The sequence below is a fragment of the Agromyces binzhouensis genome (assembly GCF_042672355.1).
Taxonomy (GTDB): domain Bacteria; phylum Actinomycetota; class Actinomycetes; order Actinomycetales; family Microbacteriaceae; genus Agromyces; species Agromyces binzhouensis.
Window position 1 is genome coordinate 329,885 of record NZ_JBHXVJ010000001.1, and the last position, 25,788, is coordinate 355,672.

General features: G+C 72.6%; 26 protein-coding genes. 4 read left to right on the forward strand and 22 right to left on the reverse strand.

All coding sequences use genetic code 11. The features are described 5' to 3' along the window. Window positions 1-55: 55 nt before the first annotated feature. The 11 genes from ACFVHK_RS01615 to ACFVHK_RS01665 all read right to left on the reverse strand — a co-directional run bounded on the left by ACFVHK_RS01615 (window position 56) and on the right by ACFVHK_RS01665 (window position 9,732). Window positions 56-1,384 carry a cation:proton antiporter gene (locus tag ACFVHK_RS01615; protein WP_376927293.1) on the reverse strand — a complete coding sequence of 443 codons (1,329 nt, stop codon included), beginning with the start codon at window positions 1,382-1,384 and terminating at the stop codon, window positions 56-58. Between the two features lie 301 nt (window positions 1,385-1,685). Continuing rightward, complete coding sequence (locus ACFVHK_RS01620; protein WP_376927294.1) at window positions 1,686-1,946, reverse strand: hypothetical protein; 261 nt, start codon at window positions 1,944-1,946, stop codon at window positions 1,686-1,688. Between the two features lie 182 nt (window positions 1,947-2,128). Continuing rightward, a complete protein-coding gene (locus ACFVHK_RS01625) occupies window positions 2,129-2,290 on the reverse strand; it encodes a hypothetical protein (RefSeq protein ID WP_376927295.1) in 162 nt (53 codons plus the stop codon). An 80-nt stretch (window positions 2,291-2,370) separates the two neighbouring features. Beyond that, entirely contained in the window at window positions 2,371-2,496 is a 126-nt protein-coding gene (locus ACFVHK_RS01630; protein WP_277985233.1) for a hypothetical protein, read from the reverse strand. Window positions 2,497-2,552: 56 nt separating this feature from the next. After that, on the reverse strand, window positions 2,553-4,223 hold the full coding sequence (locus ACFVHK_RS01635) for an FAD-dependent oxidoreductase (protein WP_376927296.1): 1,671 nt from the start codon (window positions 4,221-4,223) through the stop codon (window positions 2,553-2,555). Window positions 4,224-4,368: 145 nt separating this feature from the next. Further along, on the reverse strand, window positions 4,369-5,142 hold the full coding sequence (locus tag ACFVHK_RS01640; protein ID WP_376927297.1) for a hypothetical protein: 774 nt from the start codon (window positions 5,140-5,142) through the stop codon (window positions 4,369-4,371). A 1-nt stretch (window position 5,143) separates the two neighbouring features. After that, window positions 5,144-5,791, reverse strand: coding sequence for an RNA polymerase sigma factor (locus ACFVHK_RS01645; protein ID WP_376927298.1), 648 nt, complete (start codon window positions 5,789-5,791; stop codon window positions 5,144-5,146). Between the two features lie 55 nt (window positions 5,792-5,846). Then, the gene (locus ACFVHK_RS01650; RefSeq protein ID WP_376927299.1) at window positions 5,847-7,271 is read right to left on the reverse strand and encodes an ABC1 kinase family protein; all 1,425 of its coding nucleotides are present in this window, start codon (window positions 7,269-7,271) and stop codon (window positions 5,847-5,849) included. Window positions 7,272-7,522: 251 nt separating this feature from the next. After that, window positions 7,523-7,906 carry an SHOCT domain-containing protein gene (locus ACFVHK_RS01655; protein WP_376927300.1) on the reverse strand — a complete coding sequence of 128 codons (384 nt, stop codon included), beginning with the start codon at window positions 7,904-7,906 and terminating at the stop codon, window positions 7,523-7,525. A gap of 120 nt (window positions 7,907-8,026) precedes the next feature. Continuing rightward, the gene (locus ACFVHK_RS01660; RefSeq protein ID WP_376927301.1) at window positions 8,027-9,550 is read right to left on the reverse strand and encodes a multicopper oxidase family protein; all 1,524 of its coding nucleotides are present in this window, start codon (window positions 9,548-9,550) and stop codon (window positions 8,027-8,029) included. Further along, window positions 9,547-9,732 carry a hypothetical protein gene (locus ACFVHK_RS01665; RefSeq protein WP_129234349.1) on the reverse strand — a complete coding sequence of 62 codons (186 nt, stop codon included), beginning with the start codon at window positions 9,730-9,732 and terminating at the stop codon, window positions 9,547-9,549. Before ACFVHK_RS01665 ends, ACFVHK_RS01660 begins: the two co-directional genes overlap by 4 nt. Before the next feature lie 160 nt (window positions 9,733-9,892). Here ACFVHK_RS01665 and ACFVHK_RS01670 point away from each other — a divergent pair, with 160 nt between their 5' ends. Beyond that, on the forward strand, window positions 9,893-10,675 hold the full coding sequence (locus ACFVHK_RS01670) for an SDR family oxidoreductase (protein ID WP_376927302.1): 783 nt from the start codon (window positions 9,893-9,895) through the stop codon (window positions 10,673-10,675). Between the two features lie 3 nt (window positions 10,676-10,678). On the opposite strand, the gene ACFVHK_RS01675 is transcribed toward ACFVHK_RS01670, so the two are convergent. The 9 genes from ACFVHK_RS01675 to ACFVHK_RS01715 all read right to left on the reverse strand — a co-directional run bounded on the left by ACFVHK_RS01675 (window position 10,679) and on the right by ACFVHK_RS01715 (window position 21,506). After that, on the reverse strand, window positions 10,679-12,496 hold the full coding sequence (locus ACFVHK_RS01675) for a SulP family inorganic anion transporter (RefSeq protein ID WP_376927303.1): 1,818 nt from the start codon (window positions 12,494-12,496) through the stop codon (window positions 10,679-10,681). Window positions 12,497-12,537: 41 nt separating this feature from the next. After that, entirely contained in the window at window positions 12,538-13,305 is a 768-nt protein-coding gene (locus ACFVHK_RS01680) for a phosphatase PAP2 family protein (RefSeq protein WP_376927304.1), read from the reverse strand. Further along, complete coding sequence (locus ACFVHK_RS01685) at window positions 13,292-14,158, reverse strand: phosphatase PAP2 family protein (RefSeq protein ID WP_376927305.1); 867 nt, start codon at window positions 14,156-14,158, stop codon at window positions 13,292-13,294. The genes ACFVHK_RS01680 and ACFVHK_RS01685 overlap by 14 nt, the downstream gene beginning before the upstream one ends. Before the next feature lie 91 nt (window positions 14,159-14,249). Continuing rightward, the gene (locus ACFVHK_RS01690; RefSeq protein WP_155053021.1) at window positions 14,250-14,417 is read right to left on the reverse strand and encodes a methionine/alanine import family NSS transporter small subunit; all 168 of its coding nucleotides are present in this window, start codon (window positions 14,415-14,417) and stop codon (window positions 14,250-14,252) included. Continuing rightward, window positions 14,414-16,015, reverse strand: coding sequence for a sodium-dependent transporter (locus ACFVHK_RS01695; protein ID WP_376927306.1), 1,602 nt, complete (start codon window positions 16,013-16,015; stop codon window positions 14,414-14,416). Before ACFVHK_RS01695 ends, ACFVHK_RS01690 begins: the two co-directional genes overlap by 4 nt. 128 nt (window positions 16,016-16,143) lie before the next feature. Next, window positions 16,144-17,631 carry a DUF2252 domain-containing protein gene (locus tag ACFVHK_RS01700; protein WP_376927307.1) on the reverse strand — a complete coding sequence of 496 codons (1,488 nt, stop codon included), beginning with the start codon at window positions 17,629-17,631 and terminating at the stop codon, window positions 16,144-16,146. Beyond that, entirely contained in the window at window positions 17,628-19,364 is a 1,737-nt protein-coding gene (locus ACFVHK_RS01705) for an MFS transporter (protein ID WP_376927308.1), read from the reverse strand. The genes ACFVHK_RS01700 and ACFVHK_RS01705 overlap by 4 nt, the downstream gene beginning before the upstream one ends. Next, window positions 19,339-20,178: a class II glutamine amidotransferase gene (locus ACFVHK_RS01710; protein WP_376927309.1), complete on the reverse strand. Its 840-nt coding sequence runs from the start codon at window positions 20,176-20,178 to the stop codon at window positions 19,339-19,341. The genes ACFVHK_RS01705 and ACFVHK_RS01710 overlap by 26 nt, the downstream gene beginning before the upstream one ends. Window positions 20,179-20,261: 83 nt before the next feature. Then, window positions 20,262-21,506, reverse strand: coding sequence for a serine hydrolase domain-containing protein (locus ACFVHK_RS01715; protein WP_376927310.1), 1,245 nt, complete (start codon window positions 21,504-21,506; stop codon window positions 20,262-20,264). A gap of 250 nt (window positions 21,507-21,756) precedes the next feature. Here ACFVHK_RS01715 and ACFVHK_RS01720 point away from each other — a divergent pair, with 250 nt between their 5' ends. Together ACFVHK_RS01720 and ACFVHK_RS01725 are read left to right on the forward strand one after the other, a co-directional pair. Continuing rightward, complete coding sequence (locus tag ACFVHK_RS01720; protein WP_376927311.1) at window positions 21,757-22,164, forward strand: DUF4383 domain-containing protein; 408 nt, start codon at window positions 21,757-21,759, stop codon at window positions 22,162-22,164. A gap of 10 nt (window positions 22,165-22,174) precedes the next feature. Next, on the forward strand, window positions 22,175-22,750 hold the full coding sequence (locus tag ACFVHK_RS01725) for a hypothetical protein (protein WP_376927312.1): 576 nt from the start codon (window positions 22,175-22,177) through the stop codon (window positions 22,748-22,750). 85 nt (window positions 22,751-22,835) lie between these two features. Here the strand turns inward: ACFVHK_RS01725 and ACFVHK_RS01730 are convergent, their stop codons facing one another. Together ACFVHK_RS01730 and ACFVHK_RS01735 are read right to left on the reverse strand one after the other, a co-directional pair. Further along, window positions 22,836-23,171, reverse strand: coding sequence for a DMT family transporter (locus tag ACFVHK_RS01730; RefSeq protein WP_129233732.1), 336 nt, complete (start codon window positions 23,169-23,171; stop codon window positions 22,836-22,838). A gap of 43 nt (window positions 23,172-23,214) precedes the next feature. After that, a complete protein-coding gene (locus ACFVHK_RS01735) occupies window positions 23,215-24,531 on the reverse strand; it encodes an ATP-dependent DNA helicase (protein ID WP_376927313.1) in 1,317 nt (438 codons plus the stop codon). Window positions 24,532-24,733: 202 nt separating this feature from the next. Between ACFVHK_RS01735 and ACFVHK_RS01740 the strand changes: the two genes are divergently transcribed. Continuing rightward, a complete protein-coding gene (locus ACFVHK_RS01740) occupies window positions 24,734-25,783 on the forward strand; it encodes a hypothetical protein (protein WP_376927314.1) in 1,050 nt (349 codons plus the stop codon). Window positions 25,784-25,788 lie beyond the last annotated feature (5 nt).

Here is a 25,788-nt window from a genome sequence, read left to right on the forward strand (position 1 = left end):
GCTTCGAGTCTGATCGACACGTCGCAGGACGACGAATCCTCGGCCGAGGCTTGACTCAGGGCGCAGAAGGTGGCAGCGCCCCGTCCCCATCCCCGTTCTCGGCCGCGCCGTTCAGGCCCGGGAACTGCCGGCGATGCCGCGGCAGCCTCGTCGGAACGGACTCGCCGGGGGTCGAGCCCGTCGCGGTGTGCGCGTCGTACCAGCGGTGGTAGACCTCGACGAGCGGCGCCGAGGTGAGGCCGTGCAGCGTGATGCTGAATGCGACCGTGACGACGACGGTGGTCAGCACGGTCTCGCCCTCCGGCACGCCGCTCTCGGCCGCGAGCAGGGCGAACACCAGCGAGGCGAGGCCGCGCGGTCCGAACCATCCGATGAACGCCACCGTCGGGCGCCTCGCGCCGCTGCCCGCGAGGGCGATCGCGACGGGGAGCATCCGCACGACGGTGAGGCTGAGCACCGCGTAGACGAAGACCTGCCAGGTGACGTACGGCAGGGCGAGCGTGAGCGCGAGCGCCCCGAACGCGATCCAGGTCACGGCCGCGAGCAGGTCGCCCGCGGCCTCCGAGAGCACGGTCACCTTCGATCGGCTGGGCCCCGCGAGCCGGCCGAAGGCGATGCCGCCGACGAACGCCGCGATGAATCCGCTGCCGCCGAGGTCCTGGGCGATCGCGTAGGCGAGCAGTGCGACGGCGAGCGGCAGGATCTGCCGCCACTCGCGTGCGATCCAGCCGCGGCGGTCGGCCGCCCGGAAGAGCAGGCCCCCGGGAATCGCGGCGACCAGGCCGGCCGTCAGCCCCCAGCCGATCTGCGCGGCCATGCTGCCGGCCACCATGCCCGTGACCCCGGCCTCGTACTCGGCGTTCGCGATCGACAGGGCCACGAGGAAGAGCGGCACGGCGAGGCCGTCGTTGAGCCCGCTCTCCACGTCGAGCGCCTGCCGCACGCGTGACGGGACCCGGCTGTCGGCGACGACCTTCTGGCCGAGCGCCGCGTCGGTCGGCGCGAGCATGATCGCGAGGAGGAATGCGGACGCCAGCGCCATGCCCGGGAACACCAGCGCCGCGATCCCGGTGCCGGCGAGGATGGTGAGCGGCAGGCCGATCAAGAGCAGGCGGGTCGGCCACCCGAGCTGGTTGCGCAGCACGCGGAGGTCGATGCGCGTCGCGTCGCTGAACAGGAGGAGCACGAGGGCGATCTCGGCGATGCGCTCGGCGACCACCGTCTCGAGCGAGACGTCGAGGATGCCCGGCGCGATCGCGCTCACCCCGAAGCCGACGGCCATGAGGAAGAGCGCCGGGGTGATGCCACGGCGGTCCAGCGGGCGCGACAGGGCGCTCCAGACGATGATGATCGCCATCACCACCGTGACCGTCACCGCCAGCATGCCGACCCCGTCCCCGATCGTCCACGCGGCCGCCCGAGGCGGCCCACCGCCATCGTACGGATGCCGCGGACGCGCCGACCAGCCGTCGCGCCCGATCGTCACCCGTTCACGTGCCACCCCATGGGGGGCTTCCTGCGCGGGTTCTCCGCTGACTACCGTTGGGGCACTTCGCGGCGCACCCCTCCGAGGCGCCGCGGGTCATCGGACGCGGGCGGGGTTCGGCCGGGGAGGTCGGGTCCCGCCCTGCACGTGCGGACGGGAGCCGCCCGCGCGCGCGCGGCGGCACGTCCGGGGCGGCGAGTCAGGATGCCGCGAGCTCGCGCAGCGCCTCGACGCCGCCCGACCGATAGCTCTCCCAGTCGCGGTCGCCGCCGCCCGGGAGCGGGCGGGTGGCCCACCGGTCGGCGAGCGACGCGGCCAGCGCGACGATCGTCTCGCCCGCGGCATCCGTCGGGCAGGACCTGAGCAGCTCGCCGAGTGCGGCCGTGCGTCCCTCGTGGAACTTCCCGGCGGGGTGCGAACGTCCGTCCTTGGCGAGGGCGCAGGACGTGTCATCCCCCATCGCGGCGGCCCATGCCTCGGCGGCGCGGGCACGCAGCTCACGGACGTCCTCGCGGACGAGGACGGGCCGAACGGGAGGAAGTTCCCGCGCGGGGGCGGCGTGTCGGGGGGTGACACGCCGGCCCGCGGTCGGGAACTCCTCCCGTTCGGCCCGTGGCATCGGCTCGGCCTCGCGGGCTCGGCTCAGCGGCCGAAGAGCTTCGCGAAGAAGCCGGTCGACGGCTCGTCCTCGTGGCCCGCGCAGCGCTGGTTGCGCGGCACGCCGCGCAGGACCTGGTCGACGTGCTGGCCGCAGCCGGCCCAGGTGGTCTTGCCGCACTTGCGGCACGTGACGGCTCGGCACATGGTGGTTCTCCTCGGAAGGTGGGGACCCGGTCGCGATCGGCGACCGGGTCGGGGTCGGGTGGTGGGGCGGATGCCTCGGCTCAGCGGTCGGCGTGGTCGCCGTCGCACCAGCGGTCGGCCGGGACGTAGTCCTTCACCGAGTCGATGTGCTGGCCGCAGCCCGACCAGGTGGTCTTGCCGCAGGAACAGGTGACGGGGCTGCACATGGTGGTTCTCCTCCAGGTTGGGATGTGCGTGGGGTGGTCCGGGTGGACGGGATGGCTCAGGCGGCGATCGCGGTCTCGCGGGCCTCGGCGTGGGAGCGGGCGGACTCGCCGGCCTGCCACGTGAGGTAGCCGCCGTCGAGGTTCACGGCCTCGCGGCCGAGCTGGGCGAGCAGGCGCACCGCGGTGTGGCCGCGCTGGCCGACCTTGCAGTGCACGACGAGGCGCCCGGCGGGCAGCTCGTCGATCCGCGCGCGGATCTCGTCGAGCGGGATGTTGATCGAGCCCGGGATGGCCCCGGCCGCGACCTCTCCCGGCGTGCGGACGTCGACGAGCACGTCGCCCGCCTCCATCGCGGCGTCGAGCTCGTGCCACTGGATCGACGGGGTGAGCCCCTCGACGGCGTTGAGCGCGACGTAGCCGAGCATGTTCACGGGGTCCTTGGCCGACGAGAACTGCGGCGCGTACGCCAACTCGAGGTCGGCGAGGTCGGAGGCGGTGAGGCCGCCGGCCATCGCGGTCGCGATGACGTCGATGCGCTTGTCGACCCCGTCGCCGCCGATGCCCTGCGCGCCGAGGATCTCGTCGGTCTCGGCGTCGACGACCAGCTTCAGCGCCATCTGCTCGGCGCCCGGGTAGTAGCCGGTGTGCGAGGCGGGGTGGGTGTGGACGACGCGGATCTCGCGCCCGACGCGGCGCAGCAGCTTCTCGGGCCAGCCGGTCGTCGCGATCGTGAGGCCCATGAGCCCGACCACCGCGGTGCCGAGCGCATCGCGCACCCGCACGTCGCGGCCCGCGATCGCATCGGCGGCGAGCCGACCGTGGCGGTTCGCCAGGCCCGCGAGGGCGACGAGCCGGTGCTCGCCGCTGATCGCGTCGACCTTCTCGACGGCGTCGCCGATCGCCCAGATGTGCGGGTCGCTCGTGCGCAGGTCGTCGCCGACCCGGATGCCGCCGCGCTCGCCGATCTCGAGGCCCGCCGCGGCGGCGAGCCTCGTGTCGGGGCGCACGCCGATCGAGCCGAGCACGAACTCGGCCGGCACGGTCGTGCCGTCGCTGAGCAGTGCGGTCGAGGCGTGGAGCTCGGTCACCTGGGTGCCGAGGCGCACGTCGACGCCGGCGTCGCGGAGGCGGTCGGCGACGGGCGCGGCCATCTCGGGGTCGAGCGGCGGGAGCACCTGGTCGCCCAGCTCCACGAGCGTGACGTCGAGGCCGCGGTGCACGAGGTTCTCGACCATCTCGAGGCCGATGAAGCCGGCGCCGATGACGAGCGCGGTACGCGGGGCGACCTCGAGCTCGGCCATGGCGCGGTCGACGTCGTCGATGTCGCGGAGGGTGAGCATGCGGTCGCCGCCCGGCATGGGCGGGCGCACCGGGGTCGCGCCGGGCGAGAGCACGAGGGCGTCGTACGCCTCCGTGGTCTCCTCGCCCGTGACGAGGTCGCGCACGAGCACGGTCTTCGCGTCGCGGTCGATGGCGACGGCCTCGGTGCGCACGCGCACGTCGAGGCCGAACCGGCTGCCGAGCGAGGCGGGGGTCTGCAGGAGGAGGCTGGAGCGCTCCTCGATGACGCCGCCGAGGTAGTACGGCAGGCCGCAGTTGGCGAACGAGACGTGGCCGCCGCGCTCGAGCACGATGATGTCGGCGTGCTCGTCGAGCCGACGGAGGCGGGTGGCTGCGGACATGCCGCCCGCGACGCCGCCGATGATGAGGTACCGCTTCGAGGTCATGGCATGAGCGTAACAATACCCCGGGGGTATTGTCAAAATACCCTTCAGGTATCGCTCAGGCAGGGCGACGGATGCCCCGCCGGGACGTCGACGGGCCCCCGCCGAGGTCGGCGAGGGCCCGTCGTGAACCGGTCGGACGGATCCGTCAGTCTCCGGCGTCGCCGGGCGCGGGGCGGTCGTCGGCCTGCGATCCCGCGTCATCCGCCCGGGAACCCGCGTCATCCGCCTGCGAGCCGGCGTCGTCGGCAGCGTCGCCCGCACCCTCGGGCACGGCACCACCGGACGCCTCCTCGCCGGTGCCGATCCCGGAGCCCGCGTTCTCCTCCGCGGTCTGGAGGCCGGACTCGGCGTTCTCGTCGGCGTGCTCCACCGCGGTCTCGAGGCCCGACCCGGCCTGCTCCTCGGCGTGCTCGAGCCCGGTGCCGTCGGCGCCCTCGTCCTCGGCGTCCGTCGCACCCTCGACGGGGCCCGGGCTCACCGCACGATCGACGCCGTGCTCCGTGCCGGCCATCCCGTCGAACACGACCTGCGCGGGCTCGGGCAGCATGCCCGCAGCACCGGCCGCACCGGCACCCGTCGCGGCGACGGCCACCGCGGCGACCGCGCCCATCGAGATCCTCGCCGCGAGCCCAAGGCCCGCGAACCACTCCACCACCACTCGTCTCCTCGCCGACGGCGTGCGCGCAGGGGCTGGCGCCGTCACGTCCGGGTCTGCATCGGGGACGAACTCGACCTCGGGCCGACGGCCGAGGTCGAGTCGGGGGGCCACCGCGGCGCTCGGCCGCGGCGACCCCCCGGATGACGATGCCCGGAACCCGGCGATCGCATCGGCGAGGGGGGAGAGCTCGTCACGCCCGCGGGGGGAACGGCCGTGCAGCAGCGCCTCTGCGTCGTCGTCGGTGATCCGGTGCCTCGTCATCTCACTCCCTGCCATCGCCGAACGCTCGCGCAGGGGTACGGCCGGTCGCGATCTTCCTCCGCAGCGACTCGAGGGCGCGCCGCTGCAGCGCCTTCACGGCCCCCGGACGCTTGCCGAGCACGACCGCGACCTGGTCGACGGTGAGGTCGCCCAGGATCCGGAGCACCATCACGTCGCGCTGATCCGGCACGAGCGAGTCGATGAGCTCGCGGGCGGACCGGTCGCCCAACCGGCCGAGGGCCTCGTCCTCGGCGCTCGGGGCACGCCGCGCGTCCAACCCCTGCTGCCATTCCTCGTGCTCTCCGCGACGCCCGCGACGGCGCAGCTCGTCGGTGAGCCGGCGGTAGGCGATCGTGAAGACGAACGCGCGGAAGTCGGCCTCGTCGCCCCGGAACGCGCCCAATCGGTCGAACACCGCCAGGAACACCTCGCTCGTCAGGTCGTCGGGCTCGCGCGAGCCCCGGGACCTGACGAACGCGGCGACCGCCGGCGCGTACTCGTTCCAGAGCTCGGAGTTCGCCCAACGGGCGCCCGCCTGCGCGGCGACGAGGACGGCGTGGAACGGCTCCGCACCGATCGTCGCCCGGGCGCGCGGGACACGCTCGGCTCGCATCGGGGGGTGCGCGAGTGCGCCGTCGGGGTCGGCCACCCGCCGAGTGTAGGACACCCGGAGCGGGGGACGACAGTCCCCGTTTCCACCGCCCTCAGCGCCGGCGCCGCGACCCCGTCCGGCGCATCGTCAACGCTAGGTAGCCGCCGAGCGACCCGATCACGCCGAGCCCCGTCCCCAACATCACGCCCTCCCACGAACGCCACCTCCGCTCGCTCGCGACGAGGCTGCCGACGCCGGTGATGAACGCGGCGCTGATCATCCCGGCGACGAGGCGGTTGCCGACGCGCTCGGCCCGGCCCACCAGCGGCTCGAGCTCGGCGGCCCGCAGGTGGACCTGGATCCCGCCCTCGTCGGCGTGCTCGAGGAGTCGGCGCAGGGCCCCCGGCATGTCGAGTGCGAGTTCGCCGAGGTCGGCGGTCGCCCGCGCGATGCGCTTCGCGAGCACGGTGGCGCTCAGCCGTTCGCGTGCCAGTCGCTGCGCGTACGGACGCAGCGTGTCGCCGAGCCGGAACTCCGGATCGAGCCGGAGTGCGAGGCCCTCGATGACGAGGAGCGCCTTGAACAGCAGCGCCATCTCCCGCGGCAGCCGCAGTCGATGCCGGCGCAGGATGCCGAACAGCTCGGCGATCATGCGGGCGAACGGGGTCTCGCGGAGCGAGTCGAGCCGGTACCGCGAGAGGAAGTCGGCGAGGTCGTCCTGCAGCAGTTCGCGATCCGCGCCGGCGGAGGTCGGCGACAGGTCGATGAGCGCCGAGGCGAGCCGGCCGGGGTCGCCGCGCACCAGCGCCACGAAGAGCGCGCCCAACTGGTCGCGCAGCGACTCGTCGATCTCGCCGACCATGCCGAAGTCGATGAGCGCGATCGTGCCGTCGGGCTGGACGAACAGGTTCCCGGGGTGCGGGTCGGCGTGGAAGAAGCGGTCCTCGAACGTCATCTTGAGGACGATCTCCGCGCCGCGACGGGCCACCCGCTTGCGGTCGACGCCCGCCGCGTCGAGCGCGGCCGCATCCCCGACGTTGAGTCCCGTCATGCGCTCGAGGGTCAGGACCCGCGAGGTCGTGTAGTCCCAGAAGACGCGCGGGATCGCGACATCCGTCTCGAATTCGAAGTCCTCGGCGAAGCGCTCGGCGTTCCGCCCCTCCTGCAGGTAGTCGAGTTCGGCCAGCAGGGTCTGCGCGAACTCCTCCGCGAGCCCGCGCGCATCATGGTCGCGCGCGAGGCTCCACGTCCGGCTCGCCCGGTCGGCGAGGTTGCGCATGATCTCGAGGTCCTGCTGCACCTGCGCGACGGCGCCGGGGCGGCGGACCTTCACCACGACCTCCGTGCCGTCGTCGAGCACCGCCGCGTGCGCCTGCCCGATCGAGGCGGATGCCAGCGGCTGGTCCTCGAACGCCGCGAACATCTCGTCGGCGTCCGCACCGAGCTCGCTCCGGATCACGGCCCGCACCTGCTCGACCGGCACCGGCGGAGCGGCGTCCTGCAGCTTCGCGAGCTCGTCGGCGTAGGCGGGCGGCACGAGGTCGGAGCGCGTCGAGAGCAGCTGCCCGAACTTGATGAACGTCGGTCCGAGTTCCTCGAGGGCGAGCCTCAGGTGCTCCGGCGGCCCGACGATGCCGTCGGGGGCGGCGGCGTCCGGAGCCGCGCGCCGGAAGGGAGTGCGGCGACCCGCGCCGACCAGCCCGGCGAGGAAGCCGAAGCTGTGCCGGCGCAGGACCGTCGCGATCTCGCGGTACCGCGCACGGTGCCGCGCGTCGATCGACCCGCTGCTCAGAACTTCGACCCCAGCGCCTTCGCCTTGATCGCCTCGAACTCGCCGTCGCTGATGACGCCCTGGTCGCGAAGCGCCTGCGCCTTCGCGATCTCCTCGGACGGGCTCGCGAAGGAGATCTGGCGGTACTCCTCGGCCGTGTGCGTCTCGTACTCGACCTGCTTCCGCGCCGAGCGCTCGGCCATGCCGCGGCCGCGCGTGATCAGGTACACGAGGCCGGTGAGCCACGGCAGGAACACGAGGAAGACGATCCAGACCGCCTTCAGCCACCCGTTCAGCGACTGGTCGCGGAAGATGTCGATCACGATGTAGATCAGCACCATCAGGTACGCGACGTACGCGAAGATCCAGAAGAAGAACGAGAACCACTGCCACAGATCCACGGGGCGTTCCTTTCGACGGCTGCGCTGACGAGTGACACGGTACTCGCGCGCCGCCCGGACCGGCGGCCATTGGTCCCGGTCCTGCGTGTCGCACCCGCGGCCCCCCGCGGCGGGCCGGGCTCAGTCGACGCGGATGGTGCCCATCATGCCGAGGTCCTCGTGATCGAGGATGTGGCAGTGGTACACCGTGCGACCCGTGATGCCCTCGAAGGCGATGCGCACGACGATGCGGCCGCCTGCGGGCACCGGCACGACGTCGCGCCGGTCCACCCCGGTCACCGGCGCCCCGTCGACCTCGACCAGCTGCATGGGCCAGACGTGCAGGTGGAACGGATGGTCCATGGTGCTGGTGTTCTCGATGGTCCACTCCTCGATCGCCCCGGCCGGCGGTTCGAGGTCCGTCCGCCCCTCCGCGAACGTCCGACCGTCGATCGTGAACCCCATGCCCTGGCCCATGCCGCCGCCCATCCCGCCCATCGCGAGCGTGAGGGTCCGGCGTCCGGTCACCTCCTCGTCGCGGAGGTCCCGAGGGGCGGCGGATGCCGCCGGCAGGGGTGCGACGGATGCCGCGGCATCCCCCTGCACGACGAACCGCGCCAGGTCGGCGCCGGTCGTCGCGCTCCGCGGCGCGCCCATCGCGCCCATGCTCCCGCGGTCGAACGGCAGGGTCTGCAGCACGGCCTCGCCCGCCGCCGCATCGACGAGGACGTCGGCGCGGTTGCCGGGGAGCAGGACGATCTCGTCGACGTCGCGCGGCTCGGGGAAGCGGCCCGCGTCGATGCCGAGCAGCCGCATCCGCTGCCCGTCGAGGCGCAGGCGCAGGTACCGCGACGTGCAGGCGTTCACGATCCGCCACCGTTCCCGCTCCCCCGCTGCCGCGGCCATCGTCGGGAGGAGCAGGCCGTTCACGAGCACGAGGTCGCCCTCGCGGCCCAGCATCCGCTCGAATCTCGTCGCGGTGGTGACGTCGCCGTTCGCGTCGAACGAGATGTCGGCGATCACGAGCACCCGCTCGCGGTCGACCGCGGGCGGATCCGGTTCCTCGACGATGATCGCGCCGTACAGGCCGCCGAACAGCTGTTCGGCGGTCGTGCCGTGGTGGTGCGGGTGGTACCAGAAGACCCCGGGCGGATGGTCCTCCCCGAGCTCGTACGCGTAGTCGAAGGTCCCGCCGGCCGGGATCATCACGAAGACGTTGTCCGAGTTCCCCTCGGGCGAGACCTCGAGGCCGTGGGTGTGCAGGTTGGTCGTCGCGCCGAGCCCGTTCCGGAACCGCAGGGAGATCCGGTCGCCGGCTCGGACCCGCAGCGTGGGTCCGGGCATGCCGCCCTCGTACCCGAGGACGCGCACCCGGCGCCCGTCGATCGTCGCGGTCGTCACCGCGGCGGCGAGCTCGAGGTCGAGTCGCCCGCGGGCGCTCGAGCGCACCTCGGGCTCGCGGAACGTCTCCCCCGCGGAGCCGTCGGCCGGGGGGCCGGACGCGTCCGTTCCGTCGGTCCCGTCGGGTGCGACCGGGTCGGGCCCGGTCACCTGGGATGCGGTCCACCACGCGAGGCCGCTCGCCCCGACCGCGATGGCGCCGACGGCCGCGGCGCCGATCGCCAGCACGCTGCGTCGGCTGGGTCCGGGGGTGGGCTCGTTCACTCGCCGAGGGCCGAGAACAGCTCGTAGACCATGAAGGCCGGCCAGAAGAGGCCCTGGAAGATCGCCCAGACGTACTCCCAGAACGCGTCAGCCTGCTGCCAGAAGTACACCCACGCCCCGAAGATCCCGAGACCGTAGATCGCGCCGCCACCGGCGAGACCCGCGTTCGACCCGTTGCTCATCCCGCACCTCCCGCTTCCGAGGCTAGGCGGCGACCCCGCCGTCCCACGGGCCGAACGACCCGCGCGGACCGACGGCCGTCGGGAAGGCTCGAAGCGGGACCCGATCCCGGACCCGCGCGCCGGATGACGGCGCGCCATCCGCAACGAAGCTGGAGCAGCCATGCCACGCACGTACGTCGTCACCGGATCCGCGAGCGGCATCGGTCGCGCGACCGCCGACCTCCTGGCCGAACGCGGTCACCGCGTCATCGGGGTCGACCTGCGCGACGCCGACGTGAACGTCGACCTGACGACCGAGCAGGGCCGGGCCGACCTCGTCTCGGGCGTCGCCGACGCCTCCGACGGGAGCATCGACGCGATCATCGCCAACGCCGGACTGGCCACCCCGATCGCGAAGGCCGCCGCGGTCAACTACTTCGGCACCCTCGCGACGCTCGAGCGGCTTCGTCCCCTGCTCGCCGGGTCGGACGCGCCCCGCGCGGTCGCGACCGCCTCGATGGCCTCCCTGTTCCCGCCGGACGACGCGCTGCTCGACGCGTTCCTGGCGGGCGACGAGCCGACTGCGCTCGCGCGCGCCGCGGAGCTCGAGGCGGGCACGCCCGAGGAGGCGAACCTGATCTACGGCACGAGCAAGCGCGCACTCGCACGGTGGATCCGGCGCAACGCGGCCGGACCGGACTGGGCGGGTGCCGGCATCCCGCTCAACGCGATCGCGCCGGGCGTCGTCGTCACGCCCATGACCGAGGCCTACACGAACACGGAGGAGGCGCGGGCGGCGATCCTCGAGATGGTGCCCATGCCGCTGAACGGCATCTTCCAGCCGCGCGACGTGGCGTACCTGCTCGCGTGGCTCACCGGCGAGGAGAACGCGCACCTGTGCGGCCAGGTCGTCTTCATCGACGGCGGGTCCGACGCGGTGATCCGCGGCGACTCGACCTGGTGAGCGTCAGCGGTCGGGCCGCTGCGCACCGTCGGGACGCTCCGGCCCGTCGGGACGCTCCGGCCCGTCGGGATGCTCGGGCCCGTTCCCGTCCCATTTCGTGCCCTCGAGGTCGCCGCGCAGCGTGCCGGTGACCTCGTCGACCGCGGCACCGACCGTCGGCGCGAACCGGTCCGGCGTGAAGCGGTCGGCGAGCCCGTACCGCCGCAGCACGTCGACGACCGGGTCCTTCATCTCCGCGATGACGAGGTGGATGCCACGGCTCGCGAGCCAGTCGTCGAGTTCGACGAACTCGTCGACAGCGGTCGTGTCGATGTCGGTGATGGGCTCCGCCGCGAGGATCACGGTGCGGATCTCCGGGCCGGCCGCCACGACGCGCGAGCGCACGAAGTCGTCGAAGAGGCCGCCGTTGGCGAAGAACAGCGGTGCGTCGAACCGCACGATCACGACCCCCGGGATCCGCTCGCCCTCGGGATTGCGGGACAGGTCGTGGTAACCGCGGAGTCCGGTGACCCTGCCGAGCTCGGCCCGGTACGGTCGCCAGGAGTGGTACACGAACGCCAGCAGCGACAGCCCGATCGTCACGGCGATGCCCTCGATGACGCCGAAGACGAAGACCCCGACGAACGCGGCCGCCGAGAGCGCGGCATCCACCCGGTCCATGCCGACGAGCCGGACGAACCCGCGCACGTCGATGAGCCGCGCCGCCGCCGTGACGACGACCGCCGCGAGCGTCGCCGACGGCAGGAACTCGGTCACGCCCGGCGCGAGCACGATGAACAGGACGAGGAGCACCGCGCCGACGACGCCCGTGAGCTGCGACTTCGACCCCGCCTGCTCGGCGACCGGCGTCCGCGACGACGACGCGGAGATCGGGAAGCCGCCGAACAGCCCCGAGGCCACGTTGGCCGAGCCGATCGCCGCCATCTCGGCGCTCCCGTTCACCGTCTCGCCGCGACGCGCGGCGAGCGAGCGGGAGAACACCGCCGTGTCGGTGAAGGCGACGAGGGCGATGCCCGCGGCGGGGAGCGCGAGGCCCGCGACATCCGCCCATTCGAGCCCGCCGAGCGCAGGCGCGGGCAGGCCGGCGGGCAGCGCACCCACCACGGGCAGCCGCTCGTCGAGACCGAGGATCCAGGTGAGGAGGGTCGCCGCGACGACGGCGACGAGCACGCCCGGCACTGGCGATCGGAGCAGCGTCAGGCCGACGATCACCACGAGCGAGCCGAGCCCGAACGCCACCGCGATCGGATCCGCCTCGCCGCCGACGAGGGCCGACCAGATCGCGACGACCTCGGCGACGGGCGATTCCCCGTCGACCGAGAAGCCGAGCAGCGGCGGGACCTGCGAGATGAGCACGAGCAGGGCGATCGCGTTCAGGTACCCGACGCGGATGGGCTTGGAGAGCAGGTCGGTCACGAAGCCGAGGCGCAGCACCCCGCCGAGGAGGAGGATCGCGCCGACCATGATCGCGAGCAACCCGGCGAGCGCGACCGCCCGCTCGTCGTCGCCGACCGCGAGCGGCAGGATGGCCGCGGCGATGATCGGGGCGAGCGCCGAGTCCGGCCCGAGGACGAGGATGCGGCTCGGCCCGAAGAGGGCGTAGGCGAGCAGCGGCACGATCGTCGCGTAGAGGCCCGTCTCGGGCGGCAGGCCGGCGACGCGCGCATACCCCATGCCGGCGGGGATGAGGAGCGCGGTAACGACGATCCCCGCGCGCAGGTCGGGAACGAGCCAGTCGCGGCGGTAGTTGCGCGCGACCTCGACGCCGGGCGGCACCCACCGCGGCATCCGTCGCCGCCCCCGGTCGTCGTTCGCTCCCATTCGGCCCCCGTTCCGATCCTCGCGGATGACGCGGCCCCGCGTCAGGACTTCGCCGCGGTTCCGGCCGGCTTCCAGAGCGGTCTATGCGGCATCCGGTTCTCGCGGTACAGGCGGTAGGCGAAGGGCGCCCACACGATGAGCGCAGCGCCGACCCCGACGAGCGCACCGCCGATCGTGTCGCTCAACCAGTGCGCGCCGAGGTACATGCGGCTCAGCATCATGAGCACGGTCCAGGCGATGCCCGCGACCCACACCCACGTGCGCATGAAGATCAGGCCGAGGGCGGTCGCGATGAGCGCCGCGGCCGAGCTGTGCCCCGATGGGAAGGAGCCGAAGTCGGGGTGGACGAGGATGTCCTCGGGTCGGACCCGGCCGACCAGCACCTTCACCAGGCGCGTCACGCCGGCGCTCGCGAGCGCGGCGACGCCGAAGTAGAGCGCCGCCCACGGCCGACGCCAGACGAGCAGGCCGGCCACGATGAGGATCGGGAAGACGACGTTCGAGAGCACGCCGCCGCCGAGCAGGTCGAGGACGAGGGCTCCGGAGGTGACGGCCGGCGTGCGGGCCGCGGAGAGCGAGGTCATCAGGTCGACCTCGAAGCCGAAGGGCCGGCGCTCGGAGTAGACGATCACCGTGCCGACGAGGGCGACGGCGACCAGGGCGATGATCCCCGCCGCCAGCCACGGGCGGCGGCTGACGCGGAGCGGCGCCGGAGCATGGGCGCGATGGCCCGCGTGCGGAGTCCCCTGCTCGGTCGCGCCCGCGGTCGACGCATCGGGGCCCGAGCCGGCGCCGTCAGCGCCGCTCATCGCGCCCCCACGCCTCCGGGCGCCGGTCCGACTCGGCGATCTGCTCGGCCGTGCCCACGCGGACGGTGCGCCAGGTGTCGACGCCGATCACGAGGCCGAGGACCACGAGCGAGAGGAAGATCGAACCGAGCGCGTCGGTCGCCCAGTGGTACCCGAGGTAGATGCGGCACGCCGCCGTGAGGAGCACCACGGCCGCGGCCGCGACGAACGCCAGGGTCGTGACGACGGGCCGACGGTGCCGCGAGAACACGAGGTACGTGCCGATGAAGAGGAAGTCGGCGACGCCCATGACGTGCCCGGAGGGGAACGAGGAGGTGGGGTCGTAGCCGAAGAGCATCTCGTCGGCCGGCGGCCGATCGCGTGCGATGAGCGGTGCGAGCAGCTGCACGACGATGACGCCCAGGATCATCCCGCCCGCGAGGAGCAGCGGCCGCCACGCGTGCTTCGCGAACACGCCCCACGCCACCGTCGTCACGAGGATGATGATGGGCATCGCGATGGGGCCGAACGCGACGGCGAGCACGATCATGAACGTCGTCAGCCATGCGGCGCGTCCCGAGTCGAACCACGCCTCGATCGGCGCGTCGATGTAGGAGAGGTCGTCGGATTCGAGGATCGAGTCGAGCACCACGAAGAAGCCCACGAGCCCCGCGGCGACGAGCGCGGCGGCCACGATGTAGAGGTTGCGGCGGGCCCTGGCCGACAGGTACCGCTCCTCGACGATGAAGCGTTCGTGGAACCGTCGCCACCGGCCGCGATCGTCGCCCCGCGATCTGTCGTCCTTCGGCTCGGCGCTCGTCGACACGCCCTCCTGCGCGTCGCCGCCCTGCCTCCCCGGCCCGGCTTCGGTCACGGCGCATCTCCTCTCGCCCTCCGCACCGGCGGAGGTTCCCACAGTATGCCGTGAGCCGCCGCGACGGCTCAGGGGGTTGCGCCCCCGCCGACTACGTGTCCCGCTCGACCGGCCCGATGTCCTCGCGGTGGTCGTCCTCCCCGCCCGGCGGGAAGTCGTGCCGGTCGGGCTTCCGGCTCAGCGCCAGCACGCTCACCGTGAATCCTCCCCACACGAGCACGATCGCGAGGACGAGGAAGAAGATCGCGGTCCCGGTCATGAGCGGCCCCCCTCCTTCGGCGCGGTCGCATCAGCCTGCAGCATCCGGTCGGGCAACGGGGGCCACGGCCGGAACGCGTCCGGGCTGCGCCGCCACCGGATCCCGGTCAGCACGAGGGCCGCCACGACGAAGAACGCGACCGTGCCCCAGCCCATGACGGCGAGGTACCAGTCCGGGTACCCGGCGTAGCCCTCCACGATGAGCGAGGCGATGCGCTGGATCAGCATGTAGCCGAGGATGATCGGGGCGAGGACGCCCGCCAGCACGGTCCACACCCCGCCGACCCGGAAGGTCGAGACCGCGTTCAGGTGGTAGCGGAGCTCGGGTCCCTTGCGGAGCACCCAGAACGCGAAGATCCCGGCGAGCACCGCCGACAGGACGATGCCGATGTTGTTCGCCCAGTTGTCGACCGTGTCGAGCGCGATGAGTCCCGTCGTCGTCGAGAAGAGCAGCACCGAGAGGACCATCGACACGATGCCCACGCGCGTGGCCGCCTGGCGGGGGGTGAGTCCGAACTTCTCCTGGAACCCCGCCGACACGACCTGCAGCACGGACAGCAGCGACGTGAACCCGGCCATCGCGAGGGAGCCGAAGAAGAGGACGCCGAAGATCGGGCCGCCCGGCATCTGCGAGACGATCGCGGGGAAGGTGATGAACGAGAGCCCGACGCCCGTGAGGCCCTCGAGTTCGGCGATGTCGACGCCCTGCTCGAACGCGAAGAACCCGAGCGTCGCGAACACCCCGATGCCGGCGAGGATCTCGAACGACGAGTTCGCGAACGCGACCACGAGGCCGGGGGTCGTCAGGTTCGAGCGGCGCCGACGGTACGACGCGTAGGTGATCATGATGCCGAACGCGATCGACAGCGAGAAGAAGATCTGGCTGTAGGCGGCGATCCAGACGTTGGGGTCGGCCAGCGCCGAGAAGTCTGGCGTGAACAGGGCGTTGAGCCCGTCGCCGGCGCCGTCGAGGAACAGCGACCGGACCACGAGCGCGGCGAAGGCCACGACGAGCAGCGGCAGGAAGATCACGTTGATGCGCTGCACGCCGCGCGCGACGCCGAAGGCCAGGACCACGATCGCGGCGACCCAGATGATCACGAGCGGGATGAGCACCGCGGGCACGAAGGTGAACGAGAAGCCCGGGTCGCCCACCTGCAGGTAGTCGCCCACCAGGAACCCGGCCGTGTCGTCGCCCCAGCGCAGGTCGAACGAGAACACGAAGTAGCTCGCCGCCCAGGCGATGACGACCGTGTAGTACAGCGCGATCACGAAGCAGATCATCACCTGGAACCAGCCGAGGCTCTCGAGCCACTTCAGGCGCCCGCCGCCGAGCCGGCGGAACGCCGTCGGCGCCGCGCCGCGGAAGCGGTGCCCGAGCGCGTAGTCGAGGAACAGGATCGGGATGCCCGCGGTCACGAGCGCCACGAGGTAGGGGATCAGGAACGCACCGCCGCCGTTCTCGTACGCCACCCCCGGGAACCGCCAGATGTTGCCGAGTCCGACCGCCGACCCGATCGCCGAGAGGATGAAGCCGACCTGGCCCGTCCACATCTCGCGTGGCTGTGCCACTCCGTGCTCGCCTGCGGTTGCCGACATTCGCGCCTCCCCTGGCCGTCGCCGCTGGCCGCCGCATCCTCGCGCGCGGCCGAACCCTTGCACGCTACCAAGGCGGGGCCGGATGCCGCAGCACCGCGTCGCCCGAGTTCACCCCGCGTCGGCGGAGCTCACTCCGCGTCGGCGGCCGCCAACCGGCCGGACGCGACGGCGCGCGCGAACGCCTCGTAGTCCCGCTCGTTCTGGTCGGCGTAGTCGGCGGCGAACGCCGCGATCGCGACGTCGAAGCGGTCGGACCCGCCGAGGTAGGCGGCGATCGCGACGCGGTCGCCCGCACGGGCGTGGGCCCGGGCGAGCGTCGCGCCGCACAGCTGGGCGTACAGGAGGCCCGCCTTCGGCGTCATGAGCTCGACGTCCGCGGCGCCCTTGCCGTCGGCGAGCTGGCGCAGGTAGAAGTCCCGTCGGACCCCGTCGATGCCCGTGACGCGCTGCCACCCCAGGAAGAGGTCGCTCGCCGCCTGCATCATGCGCTGGCCGCGCACGACGCGCTCGCCGTGATTCTCGTACGGGCTCTGCGGCAGGAAGCGCTCGAGCACCGACGGCTGCGCCTCCTTCGCCTGCAGCATGAGCGGGTCGCGATCGTCCCGACCGCGCATCAGGATGACCCACGCCCGCGTGCCGACGCTGCCGACGCCGACGACCTTGCGTGCCATGTGGACGTAGTCGAACTCGGCGATGGGATGACGCTCGAGCGGCAGCGTCGTCCGGTAGTCCTGCAACGCGCTCCGCATGATGCGCTCCTCGTCGGCGCGCGTCATGTCGTCGGCGACCAGCTCCTCGATCGGCACGATGAGCGGCGGATCGGCGGCGATGCGCATCACGCCGCCCTCGCTCCGGACGAGCTTGCTGAAGGCGCGGACGCTGTCTCGTCGACGCGCCTTGGCGAGCGTCGCCTCGCTCCGCGCCAGCTGCTTCCGGCCGATCCGGCTCGCCGCCTGCTCCCGCTCGAACCACTCGCGCAGCGCTGCGGCGTCGAGGTGGTCGTACCACGCGTCCATCACGCGTGCCTCGGACGCCCGCCGCATCTGCTCGCGGTACGCCGCCACGCAGGTCAGGACGATCTGCCGCCGGTCGCGGTCGTCGAAGCCGCGGTAGCGTGCCGCGATCTCGAAGCTCGCCGCGAGGCGCTTGACGTCCCATTCCCACGGGCCGGGCAGCGTCTCGTCGAAGTCGTTCACGTCGAACACCTGGTCGCGCTCGGGCGACGAGAACAACCCGAAGTTCGACAGGTGGGCGTCGCCGCAGATCTGGGCGACGATCCCCGAGACCGGGGTGCTCGCGAGGTCGGACGCCATGATCAGCGCCGCACCGCGGTAGAAGGTGAACGGCGACACGAGCATCCGCGCGTAGCGGATCGGCACGAGCTCGGGGACGCGCGTCGTCGCCTGTTCCTCGAGCAGCGACACCGGGTCGGGCCGGTCCGCGGGCGGCGACCAGCCCGCGTGCGAACCGCGAGGAGCGCTGGAGCGCGCCGCGCGTCCCGCCGCGGCCCGTCCCGCGAAGTCGTGTCGCGGCGCGGGATCGGGGATGCCGGCCGATTCGGGCCGGGCCGCGGCCTCGGGTCCGGTGCGGCGTCGGTCGAATGCGGGTCCGGTCATGGTCGTTCCTCGATCTCCTCGGGCACCTTCGCGTTCCGCCCCCCGCGCGACGGCGGGGCGCGCCCCTCGACCTCGTCGGGGACGCCGCGAGAGAGCAGCAGGGCCAGCAGCGCGATGGCGATGAGCCCGACGAACGCGACCCGCAGCGCCTGCAACTGGGCGTCGCCGTACACGCGCGTCAGCTCGGCGGCGTCGTCGTCGGACAGGCCGGCATCGGTGCCGATCTCGGCGACGGTCGACGCCGGCACGAGCTCGACGCCGTCGTCCGTTGCCTCGGCGACGGCGGAGCGCACGTCGTCGGGCAGGTCGCTCGAGGCGACCCCGCCCGCGAACGAGGTCGCGAGCGCGCCGATCAGCATCGAGCCGATGAGCGCGGTGCCGAGCGACGAGCCCAGGTTCTGGAACACGCCCTGCATGCCGCCGACCTCGCTCGACTTCTCCGGACCGACGCTCGACATGTTGACGTTGCCGAGCTGGGAAGCGAGGAGGCCGAGCGCGGCACCGGCGATGAACATCCCGACGCTGAACGCCACCTGCCTGAGCTCCTGGTCGACCGACGCCAGCAGCAGCACTGCGGCCGCCGCGAGCACGACCTGCCCGACGACGACGATGCGCCGGGGCGACCAGCGGGTGGACAGGCGCGTGCCCGCGAAGGAGAACAGGATGAGCGAGATCGACAGCGGGAAGATGCGGAGACCGGTCTGCAGTGCGTCGAGCCCGAGCGTCATCTGCAGGTAGACGGGGACCATGAAGAACAGGCCGGCGGTCACGGCGTACTGCGCGCCGAGCGACGACAGGCCGCTCCGCAGTCGGGCGATGCGCAGCAGCGAGACGTCGAGGAAGGGTTCGCGGCCCGCGTCGATGAGCCGCCGCTGGCGCAGCGCGAACCAGGCGAGCAGCCCGACGCCCGCGATGATCAGCCAGGCCGTGAGCGAGACGCCGAGCGGCGCGATCGCGACGCCGCCGATCTCCGGCGACTGCAGCGGGATGATCCAGCCCCAGGTCTTGCTCTGGAGCATCCCGAGCACCACCGCGATGAGCCCAGCGGACGAGAGCAGCACGCTGAGCACGTCGATGCGGAGGCGGACCGGCTCGTGCCGGTCGGCGATGCGCCGAGCGAACAGCACCACGACCGCCATGACGACGACCTCGCCGATGAAGACGTACCGCCACGAGGCGTAGGTCGTCAGGAATCCGCCGATGAGCGGTCCGGCGGCGACGGCTGCGCCGGACGCGGCGCCGATCATCGCGTACGCCGTCACCCGCCGCCGTCCCTCGTAGTTGTCCGCGATGAGCGCCGCGATCGCCGGGATGACGAGCACCGCGCCGACGCCCTCGACGACCGACCACCCGGCGAAGAGGACGGCGATGTTCGGGCTCAGCGCCGTCGTGAGCGATCCGACCGCGTAGATGATCGCGCCGATCACGAAGGCGCGCAGCCGCCCCCACACGTCGCCGAGCTTCGCGCCGACGAGCATGAGCGCGGCCATCGTGAGCGTGTAGAACGTGATCGCGGCCTGCATCGCGGAGACGGTCGTGTCGAGGTCCTCGACGACCTGCGAGATCGACACGTTCATGACCGTGCTGTCGAGGACCATCACGAACTGCGCGGCGGAGAGCGCCGCGACGACCACCCACGAGGTCGGGGCCGGTGCGCCCTCGGGCGGCTCGCCGGCCGAAGACGCAGTCGGAGCCGGGGCCGGGGGCTCAGGCTGCGCTTCGGAAGGGCTCATGGTGGTATCCCTCTCGGTCGAGGATGGCGATCGTGGACTCCGGCACCTCGGTGAAGAGACCCGGCAGGTCGTTGAGCGGCTCGGACACGACGAGGTGTGCGTGCTCGCCGAACTCGCTGAGCCGCTCGGCGTCCGGGTACATCCGGCGGATGGTCGGGATGTCGGCCGAGTGGAAGAGGGTGCGCGACCGGCCCTGCGTGGAGTAGCGCAGCGCCCAGATCGTCGCGCCGTCCGCGACCGCGACGGTGCCCTGCATCGGGAACATGACCCCGTGGTCGCGGCCGACGCGTTCGACCAGGTCGACGGTGGCGCGCAGTGCCGAGACGGGGTCGTCGGCGAGCCCGTTCGTGATCGCCAGGTGGAACAGCACCTCCGAGTCGGTGGTCCCCATCAGGTTCGGGTACAGGGAGGGGTCGACGGCGAAGGTGAGGTCCCGCTTGACCTTGGCGAACTCGGCGAGGAAGCCGTTGTGCATGAACAGCCAGTTCTCCCATCGGAACGGATGGCAGTTCGTGCGTTGGATCGGCGGTCCGGCGGCCGCGCGCACGTGGCTGAAGAACAAGGGGCTCTCGACCGCCCGCGCCAGCTCGCGCACGTTGTCGTCGTTCCACGCGGGCTCGGTGCTGTGGAACACCGCCGGGATGCTCCCCGCGACGGCGCCGGCCGGATACCACCCGATCCCGAAGCCGTCGCCGTTCACCGTCTCCGCGCCGAGCGGGGAGTCGAGCGACTGCGCGACGAGCGAGTGCGTGGCATCGAGCAGGACGGCCGAGGTCCTGAGCGGCTCACCCGAGTACGCCAGCCATCGGCACATGCGAACGCCTCCCCCCTGCCGGAGCCCGCTCCCCGTCTGCGCCATTCTGGACCCGCGCGTGTTCCGCCGGCGGGTCCAAGGTCTCATTCCTCGGCGTCGGCCGGGAGGGGGCAGGGCGCGGCATCCGTCATGCGCTGGGTCGCCTGCTCGAGCGACCACGGGAGCTCGACGAGCGGCCGGTCGCGACCCTCGGCGGGCGCCGCCTTGGAGGCGATCGAAGCGAGCGCGAACGCCGCCTCGCGCACGAGCGTCTCGCCGCCGGTGGAGTTGTTGAGCGCGAGCACGACCGTGAGCCCGGTCTCGGGATCCGTGAACATCGCGGAGAGCGCCCCGGTGGACTCGCCGGCGACCCCGCGCAGCGGCCCGAACTGCTGGGCGCCGATCCCCTGGGCCTGCCAGCCGGGCGCGTCCCCGCCGAGCGGCGTCAGCGTCCAGACGTCGCGTGCGGTCGCCTCCTGGAACAGCGCGCCGGTCGCGAAGGATTCGCTGATGGCCTTCGCGTCGGTGAGCGTCGTGCGCGCGCCGGAGGCGGTGCCGCCGATCGAGCTGGAGCGTTCCGAGACGTCGACGATCGCGTCGCACGCCGGCTTGCCGTCGGAGTACGTCGCGGCGTAGCCGCCGAGGGCGTCGGCGTAGGACGTGTCGGCGGCGGCGGGGAGGCCGGTCTCCTCGAGCTCCAGCGGGTCGAGCACGTACTGCTCCGCGAGATCCGACCAGGAGCGTCCGGTGCGGTCCTCGAGCGCCGCGGTGAGGAGCAGGATGCCGGTGCGCGACTCGACCCAGGTCGCCCCCGGGTCGCCCTTCCGACCGGCCGCGAGGCCGCTCGCGAGGAGTTCGTTGGCGGGCCAGATCCGCGTCGGGTTCTTGACGAAGTGCGCGCGGAGCGGCCCGTAGTAGTCGGCGATCCCCGAGCGATTGCGGCAGAGCTGCTCCAGGGTGATGCCCTCGAGGCCGGGGATGCCGTTCACCATGTCGGACACCTGGTCGTCGAGCGCGACGATGCCGGCGTCCACCAGCCGCAGCATGACCGCGCAGGTCAGCTGGCCGGTCCCATCGGCGAGTTGGAACCTCGTCGCGGTCGTGACCCGCTCGGCGCCGTCGGAGAGGTCCACCGTGCCCGTCCCGACCGTCCAGCTGCCCGCCCAGGGAGCCCAGACCCCGGCGACCGCGCCGCTCGAGCCGCTCAACCGGACGGCCTCGGCGAGGGTCGCGTCGAGCTGCTCGACGACGTCGGCCGCGAAGTCGCCCTCGACCTGCTCGAAGCCCGCGGTCGGGCTCTCGGGCGAGGTGCATGCGGCGAGCGCCGCGACCACGACGGCAGACGCCATCGACGCTGCGACCAGTCGACGCATCCGCCCTGTCCGTGCAGCCACCGTGCCCCCCGCCGTGTGTCCGCTGCGATTGTAACCCGACCGGCGGGTCCCGCCTCACAGCGCTCCGCCCGACCCCGCGGGTCGCTGGCGGGCTCCCGTCGAGCGTGTCCCCCGACCGGAGGACACACGATCCAATCCGGACCCCGCGGCACGTCGAATCCCTCCCAGCACGGCACCGGCCGCGCGACGACAAGGAGGCATCGCCATGAAGAACTCACCCAACCGCATCGCCGCGACCGTGTTCGGCGCGGTCTACGTCCTCGTCGGCCTGCTCGGCTTCGCCGTGACGGGCGGCGTGGACTTCATCGCCACCGAGGGCGGGCTGCTCCTCGGCGTGTTCGCCGTGAACCCGCTCCACAACATCGCCCACCTCGCGATCGGCGCCGCGCTCCTCATCGCGGGCCTGTCGAACGTCGCCGCGGCGAAGACCGTCAACACGATCGTCGGCGCGGCCTACCTGCTGCTCGGCGTGGTCGGCTTCTTCATCGCCGGCACTCCGGCCAACATCCTCGCGCTCAACACGCCCGACCACTTCCTGCACCTGGCCAGCGCGATCGTGCTGCTCGGCGTGGGACTCGGCGCGGAGCGCACCGTACGCGTGGCGACGGCCTAGGGAGCCGGCCATGCACGCACCGGCGACGATGACCCGGACCTGGCCGATGCTCGCCGGGATCGGCGGCGGCCTCGTCCTCACGGCACTCGCCGCCGGTGCCGGGGGTGCACCGCAGGCCGCCCTGGCCGGGCTCGGCGTCGCCGCGCTCGGCTGGGGCGTCCTGTCCCTCCGCGCGAGCCGCCCCCTCGCCCCGCGCGCCGTGCTCGCGACGTCGGTCGCGTCGTTCCTCGCGGGCGGTGCCGCCGTCGCATCCGGTGCGCTGGCGGATGTCCCGGGCCTCCCGCTCGCGGCGGCGGGGGTCTTCCTCGCCGTCGTGGCGCTGTCGGTCGCCCGCGCCGCACGAGGCGGGCGTGCCGATCGCCGGGAGCCGGAGGCATCCGCCGCGCGCACCACGCCCGCGGCGCGGGCCGCGACCGGGTCGGAGTCCCTCCGCTCGCTCGCGGGCCTCGCGATCGGGGCCGTGCTGGTCTCGGCGCTCGCGACCCCGGCCCTCGCCGCCACCGAGGCCGGCCGGTCCGCCGTGCCGCACGGGGAGCACGGCACGCGCACCGGCGAGGCGCCCTCCGATCGGGCGCACCACCACTGACCTCCCTGACCGCGGCCGGGGGCGCGTGGCGATGACGCCCCCGGCCGCACCTTCGTGCCGACGGCGCCCGCACCGGCGCGACGGATCAGCCGTGCGCGGCGGACTCCGCGGCGAACAGGTTGAGCACGAGCACGCCGGCCACGATGAGGCCGATCCCGACGAGCTTCGGCACCGAGATCGACTCGCCGAGGAACAGCACGCCGATCGCCACGATCGCGGCGGTGCCGACGCCCGACCAGATCGCGTAGACGATGCCGATCTCGAGCTCGCGGACCGTGAGGGCGAGCATCCAGAACGAGAAGCCGTACCCCGCGAGCACGATGACGGTCCACCACAGCCGGGTGAAGCCCGCAGTGAATCCGATCAGGCTCGTCGCGGCGACCTCGGCTGCGATCGCCAGTGCGAGGAACACCCATGCCATGAGGGCGAGTCTCCCAGATCGCCGGGCTCGGTCGGGACGCCGCTCAGGCGGACGGCTCCTCCGCCGCCCCGACATCGCGGGTCGCACCCGACATGAACCGCTCGACGTCGCGGTCGACGATGATGTCGCGCGGGACGAGCGGCCGGGCGAGGTAGAGTCCGTCCAGGCTCGTCAGCCGCGAGAGGGCCACGTAGGTCTGGCCCGGGCTGAAGACGCGCGAGCCGAGGTCGACGATCGCAGCGTCGTAGCTCGCGCCCTGCGATTTGTGGATGGTGACCGCCCACGCCAGGCGGAGCGGGAACTGCGTGAACTCGGCCACGATCTCGCGCTCGAGCTTCTTGGCGACCGGGTCCCACGTGTACCGGTACTTCTCCCACGTGGCCGGCTCCACCTCGTGCTTCTCGCCGTCGATGTCGACGCGCACCTCGCGCTCGAGCGACGTGACCGTGCCGATCGTGCCGTTCACCCAGCGCGGGGCCTCGCCCCACCCGGCGGTGTCGTTGCGCAGGAACATGACCTGCGCGCCGACCTTGAGCTCCAGCCGTTCGTCGGCGGGGTACCCGCGGCCCCCGAACTCGCCGTTCACCTCGGCCTCGTTCGCGATCGAGTGCCCGGGGAGGCGGTGGAGCGCCGCCCGGTTGATCCGGTTCACGGTCTCGTTGGTCGTGGCGAGCGTGATCGCGCCCTGTTCGGGCAGCGGCCGGCGAGCGCCCGTGTCGTTCAGGACCTCGGCGATCTCTGCCGTGACCATCCCGTGCCGGACGGCGTTGAGCATGTGCTTGAAGGCGTCGTCGTGCTGCCGGTGGATCTCGCCGAGCTCGTAGATCCGCAGGTCGGCCTCCTGCCAGACCTTCGCGTCGAAGAACCACATCGAGCGATACGTGTCGGCGAAGTACCGGCGCTCGTCGCCCGAGCCCGGCACCGGCGCGAGCTGGTACGGGTCGCCGAACAGCACGACCTGCACGCCGCCGAACGGCTCGTGCGGGCGTTGGCGCGCCTGGCGCAGCGAGCGGTCCATCGCATCCATGAGGTCGGCGTTGACCATCGAGACCTCGTCGATCACGAGCGTGTCCATGGCGTTCAGGATCTTGCGGACCGCGTCGTTCTGGTCGATGTCGTGGTCGGCGACCACGCCGATCGGCAGGCGGAACAGCGAGTGGATGGTCTGGCCGCCGACGTTGAGGGCCGCGACGCCCGTGGGCGCGCAGATCACGATCTGCTTCGAGGTGTTCCAGTTCAGGTGATTCAGCAGCGTGGACTTGCCCGTGCCCGCGCGGCCGGTGACGAACACGTGCTCGCGCGTGTGCTCGATCGCCCGGAACACCGCCTGCTGCTCGGCGGTGAGGGTCACGTGCTGCAACGGTCGGCCTTCGGTCTCGCTGGGTTCGGCGGGGTCTGATGCGCCGCCGCGCGCTCCCGTTCGTGGGGCGGATGCCGCGGGCGGGCGTCTTCACTGTAGACCGCGATCGCCGCGCCGCGGCCCGGGCCGGGGCATCCGTCGACCCGTCACGCGACGTTGTGGAGAGACCGGTCCGTGACGCGGCCCTGTCTAGACTTGCCGGGTGGGGAGCTCGGGCCGACGTGAGGGACGCCTGTCGCCGGTCGCGATCGTCGGGTGGACAGGCCTCGCCGTCATGCTCGTCGCCGGGTTCCTCGCCGCCCTCGGCGGGCTGAACCAGAGCCTCTACGGCGCTCCCGCCTTCGTCGAGCGCTACCTCGACGCCATCGCGAGCGACGACATCGTGAGCGCCGCGGCGACGCCGGGCGTCCGGCTCGACGAGGGCGACCTGGCCGGCGCGGGGCTCCCCGCCGACGTCTCGACCGCGATGCTGCGCTCGAACGTCGTCGACTCCGGCCCGGAGGACGTACGCGTCGTCTCCGACGAGGCGCATGACGACGGGCGGCACACGGTGACCGTGAGCTATCGGCTCGACACGGCGATCGTGCAGACCGCGTTCGTCGTGAGCCCGATCGAGCCGCTCTACGGCGTGCTGCACCGATGGGAGTTCGCGACGAGCCCGCTCGCCGTGATCGAGGTCACGGCCGCCCAGAGTCCGCTGTTCACGGTCGGGTCCCTGACGCTCGACGCACGGGCCGCGAAGACCGGCGACGACCTGTCCGCGTTCAGGCAGACCACGCAGTACCTCGCGATCGCTCCCGCCGTGTACGAGTTCGGCTACCAGTCGACCCTCCTCGAGGCGGCCCCGGTCCAGGTCGTCGCCGAGCCGGGGGCGAGGGCCGCCGTCACGGTCGACTCCCTCCCCACGGAGGCGTTCGTGGAACGCGTCCAGGTGAAGGTCGACGAGTACCTCGTCGACCAGTGCGCGAGCCAGCCGGTGCTGCAGCCGGCCGGCTGCCCGTTCGGCGTCGTGATCGACGACCGCGTCGTGAACGATCCCGTGTGGAGCATCGTGGAGTCCCCGGTGGTCACCCTCGTCCCGAGCGAGATGAGGTTCGAGATGCCGCCGACCGCGGGGCTCGCGCACATCTCGGTCGACGTGCAGTCGCTCTTCGACGGCACGTTCTCGACGCTCGAACAGGACGAGTCGTTCACGCTCGCGCTCGAGGCGACCGTGCGGCCCGACGGATCGATCTCGATCCAGCTGCGCTGACGCGC